The 14,324-nt window shown below is 44.9% G+C and carries 11 protein-coding genes; 6 read left to right on the forward strand and 5 right to left on the reverse strand.

The genetic code is table 11. The features are described from left to right. The first annotated feature begins 104 nt into the window (after positions 1-104). The gene (gene rpoD, locus PN836_RS08880; RefSeq protein WP_395345569.1) at positions 105-1,928 is read left to right on the forward strand and encodes an RNA polymerase sigma factor RpoD; all 1,824 of its coding nucleotides are present in this window, start codon (positions 105-107) and stop codon (positions 1,926-1,928) included. A gap of 226 nt (positions 1,929-2,154) precedes the next feature. Next, on the forward strand, positions 2,155-3,099 hold the full coding sequence (locus PN836_RS08885) for a substrate-binding periplasmic protein (protein WP_395344877.1): 945 nt from the start codon (positions 2,155-2,157) through the stop codon (positions 3,097-3,099). 89 nt (positions 3,100-3,188) lie between these two features. On the opposite strand, the gene PN836_RS08890 is transcribed toward PN836_RS08885, so the two are convergent. Together PN836_RS08890 and PN836_RS08895 are read right to left on the reverse strand one after the other, a co-directional pair. Continuing rightward, positions 3,189-6,323 carry an efflux RND transporter permease subunit gene (locus PN836_RS08890; RefSeq protein WP_395344878.1) on the reverse strand — a complete coding sequence of 1,045 codons (3,135 nt, stop codon included), beginning with the start codon at positions 6,321-6,323 and terminating at the stop codon, positions 3,189-3,191. Positions 6,324-6,363: 40 nt separating this feature from the next. Beyond that, complete coding sequence (locus PN836_RS08895) at positions 6,364-7,434, reverse strand: efflux RND transporter periplasmic adaptor subunit (protein WP_395344879.1); 1,071 nt, start codon at positions 7,432-7,434, stop codon at positions 6,364-6,366. Between the two features lie 169 nt (positions 7,435-7,603). On the opposite strand from PN836_RS08895, the gene PN836_RS08900 reads away from it, so the two are divergent. The 3 genes from PN836_RS08900 to PN836_RS08910 all read left to right on the forward strand — a co-directional run bounded on the left by PN836_RS08900 (position 7,604) and on the right by PN836_RS08910 (position 10,962). Next, positions 7,604-8,179: a hypothetical protein gene (locus PN836_RS08900; RefSeq protein WP_395344880.1), complete on the forward strand. Its 576-nt coding sequence runs from the start codon at positions 7,604-7,606 to the stop codon at positions 8,177-8,179. 112 nt (positions 8,180-8,291) lie between these two features. Beyond that, positions 8,292-10,052, forward strand: a complete 1,761-nt coding sequence (locus PN836_RS08905; protein WP_395344881.1) for an acyl-CoA dehydrogenase family protein — start codon at positions 8,292-8,294, stop codon at positions 10,050-10,052. Next, on the forward strand, positions 10,045-10,962 hold the full coding sequence (locus PN836_RS08910) for a M14 family metallopeptidase (RefSeq protein ID WP_395344882.1): 918 nt from the start codon (positions 10,045-10,047) through the stop codon (positions 10,960-10,962). Before PN836_RS08905 ends, PN836_RS08910 begins: the two co-directional genes overlap by 8 nt. Here the strand turns inward: PN836_RS08910 and PN836_RS08915 are convergent. Both PN836_RS08915 and PN836_RS08920 read right to left on the reverse strand, forming a co-directional pair. Next, on the reverse strand, positions 10,959-11,504 hold the full coding sequence (locus PN836_RS08915) for a YgjV family protein (RefSeq protein WP_395344883.1): 546 nt from the start codon (positions 11,502-11,504) through the stop codon (positions 10,959-10,961). The two genes, PN836_RS08910 and PN836_RS08915, sit on opposite strands and share 4 nt — an antisense overlap. Beyond that, positions 11,501-12,016 (reverse strand): GNAT family N-acetyltransferase, encoded by a 516-nt coding sequence (locus PN836_RS08920; RefSeq protein ID WP_395344884.1) that lies wholly within the window; start codon positions 12,014-12,016, stop codon positions 11,501-11,503. The genes PN836_RS08915 and PN836_RS08920 overlap by 4 nt, the downstream gene beginning before the upstream one ends. Before the next feature lie 191 nt (positions 12,017-12,207). On the opposite strand from PN836_RS08920, the gene PN836_RS08925 reads away from it, so the two are divergent. Beyond that, complete coding sequence (locus PN836_RS08925; RefSeq protein WP_395344885.1) at positions 12,208-13,134, forward strand: GGDEF domain-containing protein; 927 nt, start codon at positions 12,208-12,210, stop codon at positions 13,132-13,134. A 25-nt stretch (positions 13,135-13,159) separates the two neighbouring features. On the opposite strand, the gene PN836_RS08930 is transcribed toward PN836_RS08925, so the two are convergent. After that, on the reverse strand, positions 13,160-13,717 hold the full coding sequence (locus tag PN836_RS08930; protein ID WP_395344886.1) for a DUF3016 domain-containing protein: 558 nt from the start codon (positions 13,715-13,717) through the stop codon (positions 13,160-13,162). Positions 13,718-14,324: the final 607 nt, after the last annotated feature.

The following is a 14,324-nucleotide window of genomic DNA, read 5'->3' on the forward strand; positions in this document are numbered from 1 at the left end:
CTGATAGCCGCGACGAAATTAGAACTAAGCGAAGATACTGTATCAGCGCTTGAAAATTCTAAATTCAGCCCAAGATATAACACCCGAATAATTGTGTAAGGTATATTGTGCAAAGTAAGCAGTCCCAAATAAAACTCCTTATTGCCAAAGGCAAAGAGCAAGGTTATTTAACCTTTTCTGAGGTAAATGACCACCTTCCTGCCGACATTGTCGACTCGGATCAAATCGAAGATATTATTCGAATGATTAATGACATGGGTATCCAAGTTAGTGAATCTGCACCTGATGCAGACGAGCTTCTCATGCAGGAAACCACCACGGACGAAGAAGTCGCTGAAGCGGCTGCGCAAGCACTTGCGACAGTAGAAAGTGAAATTGGACGCACGACTGATCCTGTTCGCATGTACATGCGAGAAATGGGCACAGTTGAGCTACTCACACGGGAAGGCGAAATTGAAATAGCCAAACGCATTGAAGACGGCATCAATCAAGTCCAATGCTCGGTTGCTGAGTATCCTGAAGCCATCACTTATCTGCTTGATCAGTGGGATTTATATGAAGCTGAAGAAATACGCCTGAGCGATATTATTATCGGATTTGTCGACCCAAATGAAGATGATGTTGCCCCGACCGCGACACATGTGGGCTCGGAACTGTCTGAGGAAGAGTTAGACGACGAAGACGATGACGAAGACGAGGATGAAGAGGAAGACACAGGTGTCGACCCAGAACTCGCCCGCGAAAAATTCTCTGATTTACGCAAACAATACAATAAAGCCCGCAAGGTTATCGAAGACAAAGGTCGCGCGCACAAATCTGCGAAAAAAGAGATTGCAGAGCTATCCAACGTTTTTAAAGAATTTAGACTTGTTCCAAAGCAGTTCGACCGTATGGTGAGAAACATGCGCGACATGATGGACAGGGTGCGTATTCAAGAGCGTTTGGTCATGAAGTTTTGCGTTTCAAAAGCAAAAATGCCGAAAAAGGATTTTATTAAACTTTTTTCTGGCAATGAAACCACCACCAAGTGGCTACATGCAACGCTTAAAACGGACGCTGCATACGTACCAAGCTTGCTCGAATACAAAGAAGAGATAGAACGCTGCGTCAGCAAGATGAATGCGGTTGAAAAAGAGACAGGTTTAATTATTCCCGACATCAAAGACATTAATCGTCGCATGTCGATTGGGGAAGCGAAAGCACGCCGTGCGAAAAAGGAAATGGTTGAAGCGAACTTACGTTTGGTTATTTCAATCGCGAAGAAATATACCAACCGAGGCTTGCAGTTCCTCGACCTGATTCAAGAGGGTAACATTGGCTTGATGAAGGCGGTTGATAAATTTGAATATCGTCGTGGTTATAAGTTCTCAACCTACGCAACATGGTGGATTCGCCAGGCAATCACTCGCTCAATTGCCGACCAGGCGCGTACCATTCGTATTCCTGTGCATATGATTGAAACGATTAACAAACTCAATCGTATATCGCGTCAGATGCTGCAAGAAATGGGCAGAGAGCCAACGCCTGAGGAATTGTCAGAACGCATGATAATGCCTGAAGACAAAATACGTAAGGTGCTGAAAATCGCAAAAGAGCCTATCTCTATGGAAACACCCATTGGTGATGATGAAGATTCGCACTTAGGTGATTTCATTGAAGATGTTTCTATTACGCAGCCGCTTGACTCTGCCACCGGCGGTAGTTTAAAAGACGCAACTCAAGAGGTTCTCGCCGGTTTGACCGCAAGAGAAGCGAAGGTGCTAAGAATGCGTTTCGGTATCGATATGAACACCGACCATACGCTTGAAGAAGTGGGCAAACAGTTTGACGTGACGCGAGAGCGTATTCGTCAAATCGAAGCTAAGGCATTACGCAAACTGCGCCATCCAAGCCGCTCAGAGCAGCTTAAGAGCTTCTTAGACGAGTAGTCTTTGGTAAAACAAGATATCAAAAAAGCCAGCGTCTGCTGGCTTTTTTATTGAGGGACAACACTGAACCCAGTTGAATCTGTACCTAAGGCAGTGTGCGTTGCAAGGAGGAAACTTAAGTCTAGATTATTTGGCAGAGATGCCGATATGTATGCATATTGTCCGACACAAACAAAATCATGATACGATTATCTCGTTATTTCAGAGGAACATTTTAAGGGTATGAATGATGAATCATTCCCGTAACTGTCTTTCACTTTTACTTCTGTGGACATTGTCATTTGCAGGATATTGTTTTGCCACAAACAATGAAAGCCAATCCAATACTAAAAACGCATCACCAAACATCGTAAAATTTCCTCGCGTAAATGACGCACAGATGTTTCAAGAACAAGCTAACTATTACTATGAGCTATTGCAACTCGCATTAGACCATGCCGACAATCACTATGAAATTGAGGTTGTGTCAGTGCCTATCATGCCGCTGAGTCGCAGCATGATTAATATCCGCAACGGCGAGTACGACGTGCACTGGGCACAAAGCTCTATTGAACGCGAGGCGCTATTAGAACCTGTGCGATTTCCCATTCTGAAGGGCTTAGTCGGTTTACGTATTGCACTCATCAATACAGATTCGAAGCACTCATTTGCAGACATAATGACGGTTGATGAGCTAAAAAAGCATACTTTCGGTCAAGGTCACGACTGGATCGATACTAAAATCCTCAATGCCTATGGATTTTCTATTGTTGAACCATTTAACAATACGTCTTTGTATGAGTTGTTAAAGCGTCAGCGTATTGATATGTTTCCCCGCTCAGTGATGGAAGCTTGGTTCGAACAAGAGCACGTAAGCGACCCACTCATACAGGTTGATGAGCATATTGCAATTTATTACACACTACCTACGTATTTCTTTGTTCGCAAAGAAGACAAAGAACTGCAACAACAGCTTTACCTAGGATTGAACCGTGCCTTGGCCAACGGTTCGTTTGACCGCTTATTTGAGCGCTATTTTCAGCGCTACATTGATCAAGCGAACCTCGATAAACGACAAATATTTCACTTAGAAAACCCATATTTACCCGCGAGCACACCGCTTCAAAGAGAAGAGCTTTGGTTTGCGCTTCCAGCACATGCAAAAAAGACTCGCTTAGAAGCAAGCCAATAAGTTGCATGACTCAAACTCGAGTCGCAGCAAAAAGAGACTCACTCATGCTTATACCTTTAGGGTCAGTTGATCTTTGTGCGCATTCAATATTATTTTAGGGATTGCGCAGCTTCTGATTCCACCTCACCTTTCACATAAGGCACTTCTTCTTCCATAGTCTCTAGTTTCTTAGTGCGCTTTTCTGGCGAGCCGGTACCGCGCGCGAGATATGAATAAGCGGTGGGCACAATAAACAATGTCATAAACGCCGATAACAGCACGCCAGAGAAAATAACCATACCAATGACCATGCGCGACTCTGCGCCAGGACCAGACGCCATAACCAGCGGTAAAGCACTAAACACAGTTGTAAAGCCTGTCATGACAATAGGACGCAGTCTTTGTGTCGCTGCTCGTTTTATTGCCAGCTCAAACTCCATCCCTGCATCGCGCAATTGATTGGCAAATTCAACGATTAAGATCCCATTTTTCGCCGCTAAGCCAATTAGCATGACCAAGCCAATTTGTGAATAAATGTTAATTGTCATATTGGATAGATACAAACCGATATATGCGCCTACTAAAGCCAGAGGCACGGTAAACATGATCACTAAAGGATGTATCCAGCTTTCAAACTGTGCAGCGAGCACTAAATAGGTTACGGCCAACGCTAGCAAGAAAATAAAAATAAACGAAGAACCCGATTCTTGGTAAAGCTGAGACTCGCCTTTGTAATCAATTGACACTTCTTCGGGTAACTCTGTCGCGACAATATTTTCTAAATAGCTAAGTGCCTCACCAATGGTATAGCCGTCTGCTAAGTTTGCGCTTATGGTAACCGCACGCATTCGATTATAGCGATTTAAAGTATTAGACGTGGCTTGCTCTCTAACATTTAAGACATTATCCAAAGGAATAAGCTGGTTGGTTCTATCTGAGCGCACATAAATATTATCAATGCTGTTAGGGGAGCGATAATCTTCTTCGTTTCCTTCCATCACTACATCATACTCTTGACCGCGGTCGAGATACGTCGATACACGGCGTTGACCCAACATGGTCTCTAAAGTTCTACCAATTTCTGAAATCGACACGCCAAGATCAGCGGCCCTATCTCTGTCAATATCAACCAAAAGCTGGGGCGAGGTTTCTTTATAGTCTGAATCTAGTCTGAGTAAGTTTGGATTTTCTCGTGCTTTATTGAGCACAATGTCGCGCCATTCTACCAGCTCCTCATAAGTGTTACCTTGCAATACGAATTGCACAGGGCGACCTAAGCCTCTACCTCCAAGCGAAGAGCGCATAATTGCAAAGGCCCGCACGTCTGGTATCTCCGAAAGTTTTCCTGTGATCTCACGCATAAAGTCAAAAGTAGAGCGCTCTCGTTCATCCCAATCTTGCATCGCCACTATCGCAATTCCTGCCTGCCCACCAAAGCCAGGGGTACGAACAAGCACGCGAACCACCTCGCCGGTATCTCGATACGGAAGCAACATAGCCTCAATTTGCTCAAGGTTTTTTGCGTTACTTTCATAGCTTGCGCCCTCTTGCGCTTGCATGAGAATGAAGAAAGTGCCTCTGTCTTCACGCGGTACAAACTCTTCTGGTATTTTACTTTGAAGCTGCCAAATGAGCGCTCCGCTGATAATAATGATGATTGCCATCATTAAAGGCTGTTTCATGGTAATACCTAAGCCACGGTAGTAGCTTTCTTCAATCTTTTTAAAGCGCGCATCTACCCATTGACCAAAACCAGAACTTCGCGTGCGTTTCTTCAATATTTTTGACGCCATCATTGGCGAGAGCGTTAAAGCGGTAAAACTTGAAAATGCCACCGCTGCTGCAATTGCCAGCGCAAACTCCGTGAACAAACGCCCAATATTCCCCTCCAGAAATACCAGCGGCACAAAAACAGAAATCAATACTAGGGTCGTCGCAATAACGGCAAAGCCAACCTCACGCGCACCACGAAAGGATGCAAGTAAGGGCGGCTCACCCATTTCGATTCGTCGGTATATATTTTCTAACACTACAATGGCGTCATCTACCACTAAGCCAATAGCCAACACCAGCGCGAGCAGGGTTAATAGATTGATGGAAAAACCAAGCGCGTACATCACGATAAAAGCCGCAACTAAAGAAACCGGCACTGTTACCGCTGGAATAAGTGTGGCACGGACATTACCTAAGAAGACGTAAATCACAATAATGACCATCATCATGGCAATAGCGAGCGTGTTGTACACCTCATTAATTGACTCTTCGATGAAGATAGATGAGTCGTAGCTTGGCACAATGAAAATGTTATCTGGTAGCGTTTGCTCAATCCGAGCGATGGCTTCACGAGCGGAGCGTGCAACCTCTAAAGTATTGGCTTTGGATTGTTTCACAATTCCCAACCCAATCATGTTGACACCATCGCCTCTAAAATCAGTTTCATCGTCTTCGGCGGTAAGTTCAACCTGAGCCACCTCACCCAGCTTCACTAAATATCCGTCAGCGCCGGCTGCTACCGTTAAATTAGCAAAATCGTCGGGGGACAAGAAGCGTCTCGCCACTCGAACATCAAAGTCGCGACTTTCTGACTCTACCCGACCCGCCGGTAACTCTACATTTTCTGAACGGATGACTTGTTCAATATCAGATACCGTGATGCCCCTGGCCGCCATTGCATTTCTGTCTAACCAAACCTTCATGGCATAGGTACGCCCGCCGCCTAAATTCACCCGCGCAACGCCATCTGCGATAGATAAACGATCGACTATGAAGCGGTCAGCATAATCCGTTAACTCCATCACGTTTAAGGTATCGCTTCGCAGGTTATACCAAATGATCACGTCTTCATCAGAGTTAGACTTAGCGACCTCTGGTGGAAAAGCCTGATCAGGCAAATCATTAAGTACGCGAGAAACGCGCTCTCTCACATCGTTAGACGCAGCATCAATATCTCGGCTTAGGTTGAACTCAATTGTGACACTGGAGCGTCCATTTCGTGAAGACGACGATACGTTTTTAATCCCTTCAATTCCGCTGATTCTATCTTCAATAAGCTGGGTAATTCTAGTTTCGACAATCTCAGCGGATGCGCCTGGGTAGCTTGTGCTAACAGACACAATAGGGGGGTCAATATCTGGATATTCACGCAATGACAAAAAAGTAATGGCTACTATGCCAAACACAAGCAAAAGTAGGTTCACCACACTGGCAAAGACGGGTCGTTTAACGGATAAATCTGAAATTAACATATCGGGCCTGTTGTACCTTTGCTATTGAAATGTGTTTGAATCAACGCTCCAGAATACGAACGACGGAGCCATCACGCACGCGTAGCGTTCCCTCTGTAATCACTTCTTGACCTTTACTTAATCCATCTAAAATCTGCACTAGACCCGGTTTGCGTTCACCCAGTATGACGGTCGTTTTCTTTGCCGTTTGATTACCTTCATCATCCGGCTCAACTACGTATACAAACTGCGAATCACCTTGCGGCACAATCGCAGACTCGGGGATCACAAGCGCATCTAACACACGTTTTTCGAGATTAATTTGTAGCAGCATGCCCGGGCGCATTTTTAAATCTGGATTAGGCAACTGCGCGCGCACTGCAATGGATCGCGTCACCGGATCAATGCGCGAGTCTACATTGGTGATTTGACCTGTAAATTGCTCCCCAGGATACGCCACCGACGTGGCATAAATCGTTTGACCGGGTGAGACGCTGGCAAGGTGTCGCTCAGAAATACTAAAATCGACTTTAATTACGCTCAAATCATCTAAGGTGGTAATAAGGTCACCAGGGCGAACTAAAGAACCAATGCTGACGAGGCGCGTGCCAAGGCGACCGCCAAAAGGTGCGCGAATCACAAGCTCTTCAAGGTCGGCTTGCGCCACTTCTTTTTGTGCGCTTAAGGCTTTAACACGGGCTTGTTGTTCATCAAGCAACTGCTCTGAAGCAACGCTTTGGTTCGCAAGATCCTTAATCCGAGACAGTTGCCTTTTGGCCTCATTAATATTGATATCCAATTCATTTAAACGCGCTTGCTCAGCTCGATTGTTTAGCTCTACAAGAATTTGGTTCTTCTGAACAACGTCGCCATCGTCAAATGCAATTTTATCAATGGTTTCAGCTTGCTGAGCAGTAATATTGACGGATTCATTGGCAACCGCTGTACCCAAGGCTTCAACAATCACCGGAAAGGCCTGATTATTCGCTTTACTCACCACGACGGGCGTTTGCCCCCCACCAAATCCGCCCTCTGGTGAATTGTCATCAGCAGGCAAATTGATGTAGATGAGAAATCCAGCTAATGCAACTACTCCAATCAGTAAAGGTGACAATTTAAATAATTTTGACATACTTCCCCTAATGTTTACTGGCACACCACGCTGTCACCATTGAATTCGATACTGACAAAAGGCATTTTAACGGCGTCTAAACCTTAAAATTGCGCCTATCTCAGATTCGCTATTTTGTGCAGATAGAACGAATCGAGCAGTCAGTCTTACGTATTATAGGATAATTGGATTGAAGCACCGCTTTATTTTGTTATATATGTGCATATTTGCGTGTAGCGTATCGGCCTGCAGTCGACCACAGCTTTCAGCACCTGCGTGTCGCACGGTGTCTCAAACTCTGCCAATAATGCAAGTTGCATCTGGTGCAACACTGCGAGCTGCTTGTATAATCACGGCCCAGAGCAAATTGCTAGTCATTCAACGCTCCTCAGGACAATATGACCTGCCGTATTCCAATAATCTTTCAAATAATGCAAAAACGTCAGCACAGTGTTCGGCGCATCGCAAGACTTGGCAACAGACACGACTTAACGTTGAGGTCGGGAGACTACTTGACACAAGCAAGATAATTGAGCTTGACCCCCAAGGAAATAAAAACACGGTTCAAATACATCTATATGCCTGTTCACAGAATGCGGGACTGACTGGCCTAGAGCCTCCGTTTACGCCGCCACTTGAAACGAGTACTGATGATGCGCAGGTAGACAAATTGTTATTTATCGACCCTTTTGAGATAGAACAAGACCAATGGCGTCACCCAGAGCGCTTTACCCAAATGCGCAGAGCCTTTGTTGCGCATAATTAACAGACTTGCACAGTCAAATATTATTTATAAGTACAAGTGATTGAGCAATTTTGCGCTTTTCACGTAACATTATGGTTCTACATACTATGGTGTCATTAATAGGAGTGTTTCCATGCATCAGTATCAGGCCCCGATGGCCGATTTTCAATTTTTGCTTCAGGATTGGCTAAATGTAAACGAACACTATCAAGCGATAGGTGCTCAGGGCATGGATATGGATCTTGTAGGAGAAATACTCAAACAAGGCGCAAAATTCGCTCAAGATGTGGTTGCTCCGCTGAATCGAAAAGGCGACGAACAAGGTTGCAAACTTGAAGGTGGCAAAGTGACTACACCAGAAGGTTTTGCTAGCGCTTATCAGGAATATATTGCTAATGGTTGGAACGCGATGCTAGGCAACCCTGAATTTGATGGCCAAGACCTTCCTTACTCTGCCGCAGTTCCCGTCCATGAAATGCTCAACTCAGCAAACCTCAGCTGGCGCTTGACCACCATGCTTACCGAGAGCGCCGTCTTAGCGGTTGATAAACACGCGAGCGACGACCTTAGGCAAAACTACTTAGCAAAGCTAATCAGCGGCGAGTGGACGGGCACAATGAATTTAACCGAACCGCATGCAGGTACCGACCTGGCCTTACTCAACACCAAAGCTATTGCTCAAGATGATGGTTCATACTCAATCACCGGAAACAAGATCTTTATAACTGGTGGAGACCATGACTGGACAAGTAATATTATTCATCTAGTGCTTGCTCGCCTGCCTGATGCCCCCAAAGGTGTAAAAGGTATCAGCCTGTTCTTGGTACCTAAGTATTTACTCGACGCAAACGGCGAACCTGGCGAAGCGAACGCCTTAGGTGTAGGTAGCATTGAAAAGAAAATGGGGATTAAAGCCAGTCCGACCTGCGTGATGAATTACGATGGCGCAACTGGCTATCTTGTAGGTGAGCCAAATCAAGGGCTTGCCTGCATGTTTACGATGATGAACGATGCTCGTTTTCAGGTAGGAATGCAAGGCTTAGGCAGTGCTGAGGCATCCTTTCAAGGCGCCTTGGCTTATGCAAAAGACCGCTTACAGTCACGCGCGCCAAGCGGCCCAAAACAACCAGATGCAAAAGCTGATGCCATCTTGCATCAGCCGGACGTGCGCAAAATGCTACTCACTCAAAAGGCTCTAACGGAAGGCTGTCGTGCACTATCCCTGCTCTATGCACAACAAATGGACGTTGAAAAGTACTGCAATGACCAGCGTGCAGACTCAGCAAAACAGGTGATTGCGTTTTTAACACCAATTTGCAAAGGCTTTATGACCGATATTGCTACCGAAATCACAAATTTGGGCATACAAATATACGGCGGTCACGGCTATGTGCGCGAATGGGGTATGGAGCAGTTGGTGCGCGACACGCGAATTGCGCAACTCTATGAAGGGACTAACGGCATTCAAGCTGCCGATCTCATCGGTAGAAAGCTCACTCGCGATGGCGGACAAATGCTGGCAAAAACACTTGAACTACTCTCCAGCAGAATAGAGAACATCAGCAACCTTGCTAAACAGGAACAAGCAACCGCACTGCTTAATGAGTACGAGCAAGTGTCAAAAGCACTCTTAGGCGTAGGAGCTGATGACTTAGCCGGAGCTGCTACCGACTACTTACACTACAGCGCGTATCTTATTCTTGGCATATTATGGTTGGATATGGCGAGTGCAGCCGAACACTGCGACAACGATTTTGTCGCTAAAGGCAAGCAAAAGACCTGCGATTTTTACATCAAGCGCATTTTGCCACGTAAGGATCTTCACAAGTCTGTTATTCACGCATCTGCAGAGGACTTACTAGCTATCAATGAACATGAGTTTGCCTATGAATAATCACTATAGCATTGGACAAGCCGGTGTAGCATGGGGTGAAGATGAGCGTGCCCGTTGGTTTGCCAGTCAACAGTGCAAGCGCTCTTATCAGCAAGAAGTGCTCGCTAAACTGTATCGATTGGGTCATCACCTAAACTTGCATTATTACGGCGCACTTTCTTATCAGGCACCCTATAATGAGAATCGATATCCTCTGTTTGCCTTAAAAAGCGCAAACTGGCGCGCAGCGAAACCCACGATACTCATCACCGGCGGTGTTCACGGTTATGAAACCAGTGGCGTTCAGGGCTGTATTTTGTTCTTACAGGACGAAATAAAACAATACCAAGAACGATTTAATTTCATTATAGTGCCTTGTGTCAGTCCATGGGGCTACGAAACGATTAATCGCTGGAACCCCTTGGCGATAGACCCCAATCGGTCCTTCAGGCTGAACGGCCCATCACCTGAGGCAAATGCGGTGATGCGTTTTGTTTCACCGTATCAATCACAACTGCTTGCACACTTTGACCTTCATGAAACGACCGACACCGACAATACTGAATTTAGACCAGCCTTGGCGGCAAGAGATGGGGTGACACACGACAATTGGGATATACCTGACGGATTCTATACCGTTGGGGATACTAGTCGCTCCAATATAGACTTTCAGCGAGCCATTATTGATAAGGTGAGAAGCGTCACTCATATAGCGCCATCAGATGAAAACGGCCAACTGATTGGTAGTGAAGTTGTCTCTGATGGGGTCATACTGTATGACAAACGTGCCTTGTTTTTATGTGGAGGCTTCACTAATGCCAAATTTGTTACGACAACCGAAGTATATCCTGATAGCTCCCGAGCCACGCCTGAGCAGTGTAATGAGGCACAAGTAGCCGCCCTATGCGGTGGTTTAGACTTTTTAAGCTAAGTTGTAATTTGAGATTTTTTGTGACGATAAATCCGAAAAATGGTGCTGATATTGACAACAATAAGCGTGAACTCTAATAGGCTTGTCCCGATGGAGCCTATCAAGAGGTTATTTGCAAGCCAGCACATTGCACCAAACAAGAAAGCCACTCTCATGGCGATGCCTTTTAAACAGAATAGCGCGTAGGTGCCAATGCAGCTGCCTAGTATAGGAAGCATATCTACCCACTCATCAGCCAAGCTAGCACCCCAGAGGAGCGTAATGAATATAAACACATAAGCGACACGTCGAGATGATGTTTTAAGTGATATGCCGGTGCGCACAACTGCGAGCAAAGCCCCTACACAAGCTGTTGTCGCACTTAACATAGCGAAATGAATAGCATGATTAACATTCATGAGCACCATGCTTATTTTCAGGCGTCTATCGTCTTTTTGATAAAAACACACTATGCCCAATATGAAACTCACCATACCCACAGCTTGCGCCAAATCAAACGGGGGCAGCGCTTCAAACAAGGAACTGAAGAAAGCTTGACTCAAGTGAGGGGCTTCTCCCAAAACAAGGCAGTCCCTAATTCTGGATCCAGTTCATACGCGATAAACCCAGCTTTTAAGTACGCAGTCTGTGCGGCTGCGTTTCCTTGCAAAACTTCAAGCGTGAGTTTGCAAGCATGTCGCTTTTTCGCCTCTACCTCTATTGCACTCATTAAGAATTGACTCAAACCTTTTCCTCGGTGGCCGGGCACGATAGCAAAATCGTGAATGTTTACTACGGTTTTGGCTTTAAAGGTTGAAAAGCTCTCAATACAATTTGCAAATCCAAGCGCCTCGTTCTGGCTGAACAACACTAGAGAAAACAGAAAATCTCGAGAGGCCATCTCAGCAATAAGTTTATCAGCGACTGTATCAGACAATTCTGCATTTCCACCCATTGGATCTCTTGCATACATCCTAATAAGCGCCATTAATGCCTGAGTCTGGCTTTTGTTGTGATAATCAACCAGCTCGCAATGAAAGGGCTGTCTATGATCTGTGTTTAATTTATTTTGCACATTAAGCTCCGTTATTTTTACAGTCTGGTCCCTTAGATATCGTGTGGCTTTGATCCTGCTGCCTATTTTTTGTACTATATAAATCAACAACAATAATAAAATGATGAACAATCATTAGCTTTGAGCGTCTTATACACTGTCATAAAGGGTGACGCACGAATGCTATGTCATCAGCTAATACGGGCAACGCTATGAAAATTTTCTTGATCAATGAAAACCGTCGAGAACAACAATGGTTGACCAGCGCGCTAAAATTAAAAGACCAAATCGACAGCGTCAATTGTTTTGAAAGAGGATATGAGCTTGACGTTGAAGAAGCAAACTTTAGTTCGTCGGTTATCATTGTATCTCAAGATCAGTTCGCCGCTTTAAGGCGACAAATGTCCAAGCACTATTCTGCAAAAGAACTGCCCTGTCCTATACTTATTCTCACAGAATCATTTGAAAGCTTTGATGTGAGCGGCTATCGAGACTTAACCTTAGACGCCTTTCCTACAAGTTCAATTACACCTGAAATATTACGTTATTTACTAAGCACTTTGCAGCGAGAATTCAGGAAGGATCTAAGGCTCAAGCGGCTTGCCCATTACGACACCTTAACAGGTGCAACTAATCGCCATTTGTTTAGCGACAGAACCAAGCAGGCAATTGCCTCTGCTAAACGCCAAGGAGAGCCTTTAAGTCTGCTGTATTTTGATTTGGATGACTTTAAAGGCATTAACGACAAGTATGGACACAACACAGGCGACGCTTATTTAAGCGCGTTTTCCGACACGATCATTCAAAGCATCAGAGATAGCGATACCTTTGGAAGGCTTGGAGGGGATGAATTTGCTTTGTTAATGCCAAAGAGTATGGAAACAGACGCGATTAACAAGGCGCAACAAATCCAACGCGAACTGGCTGCCAAGCGTTCAATCAACCAATACGCCTTGTCCATAGCGACGTCTATTGGCATTGTCTCGTTTGACCCAGCAAAAATTGATGACATCAATTATACATCTTTGGTGGGTTATGCCGACAAAGCTGCATTTGAGTCAAAGCGAAAAGGCCACCATCTATATTCGGTACACCGAATACGCAAAAAACGCGTTGCAAAAGACGCTGAGCCAGCATAAAAATGTGAATGCTGGCTTTTTACTTTTAGCTATTTTCACCCATTAAGTCTCGCTCAAACCACTCTTTAAGCATTTGACGTTCATAAGCAAACGCGTCTCGGTTAGTTCTCACAAAGCCCGCCCTATCGAGATACGCCATGTCTTTAAGTGAAACCTCTTCTGACTTCAGAACAGAACCACTCGCGTCTTGTAGCTCATAGCTAAACTTAATTCGTGGAAAAAAAATGTCTTCCATTACGCGCACGTCCTGCAAGGGCGAACCAATTGGAATTCTAGCGCTTCGCGTGTCGCCCGCTAAATCAATATCAGTGACTGTCACCTTGAGCGTTTGCCCCTCAGGTAATTCTTGCGCGAATTCATCGAAGTATTCAGTCATAGTATTGAGGACTTGATTTCGAAATTTACTACGCGAACCAAGGTTTGAAGGCCGAATATCGGTATAGCCTTCAGCATCAACATAGTCGATGTTAAGTCTATCAGTTTGTTGACTGACGACAGTCGGCTCATCAGCCAGTGCGCTCGAAGCAAGTAAAACTGAGCCGCTAGCGAGTAAGGTTATGATAAGGCTGTTGCGAATTTTCATAATGTTTCCTTAAAAGGTACGCAAAATATAATATGTGCGTCAATAATGTTGACGATATACATAGCTAAAAGTTCCGCCACACTCTTGTTCACTGAGGAAGACAAGTGTGCGAGCAAAAACAATCTACAGCTATCGCGTTATAATAATGTTGTCTCTTTAAAGAATACGCCATGGGGCGTCAAAGAGTTGCTAAAGCTGAACGTATTTACTTTGGTTCGAGGATCTTCGACCTGACGATATCTGAACAAAATTTGGCTTTGTTGCTTCCAAAAAGATAAGGGTTTTTGTCGTCTTGCAGACAATACCTGTTGTGGAAAGAGCTCACCGTCTCTATTGAGCTAGTGACTTCAAATACATAATCTGTTTGATGTGGCTTTAGTGACATATTGTTGATTAAAAACGCATTTTGCAGGTTTTTTAGTTGCCTTTGCTCGGGAGCATTGACCACCGCATTAACCCATCCAGACACAGTGCTACTGAGACCATACAAAGCACTCTGAACAGGACCTGTCTGTGTTACCCAAAAAATTAGGGCTACTGCGAGAACCGCAACTATCCAACGCCCAAATTTAACCACCCACAGCCTCCAAAAAGATATTTATTTAGT

The sequence above is a fragment of the Ningiella algicola genome (genome assembly GCF_028401415.2).
Classification (GTDB): Bacteria; Pseudomonadota; Gammaproteobacteria; order Enterobacterales; family Alteromonadaceae; genus Glaciecola.

What these genes read in the sequence shown, in the direction of transcription:
- PN836_RS08930 (WP_395344886.1), bottom strand. Translation starts at nt 13,717, where the DNA reads ATGAAAATTCGCAACAGCCTTATCATAACCTTACTCGCTAGCGGCTCA.
- PN836_RS08895 (WP_395344879.1), bottom strand. Translation starts at nt 7,434, where the DNA reads ATGTCAAAATTATTTAAATTGTCACCTTTACTGATTGGAGTAGTTGCA.
- PN836_RS08925 (WP_395344885.1), top strand. Translation starts at nt 12,208, where the DNA reads ATGAAAATTTTCTTGATCAATGAAAACCGTCGAGAACAACAATGGTTG.
- PN836_RS08885 (WP_395344877.1), top strand. Translation starts at nt 2,155, where the DNA reads ATGATGAATCATTCCCGTAACTGTCTTTCACTTTTACTTCTGTGGACA.
- PN836_RS08910 (WP_395344882.1), top strand. Translation starts at nt 10,045, where the DNA reads ATGAATAATCACTATAGCATTGGACAAGCCGGTGTAGCATGGGGTGAA.
- PN836_RS08890 (WP_395344878.1), bottom strand. Translation starts at nt 6,323, where the DNA reads ATGTTAATTTCAGATTTATCCGTTAAACGACCCGTCTTTGCCAGTGTG.
- PN836_RS08905 (WP_395344881.1), top strand. Translation starts at nt 8,292, where the DNA reads ATGCATCAGTATCAGGCCCCGATGGCCGATTTTCAATTTTTGCTTCAG.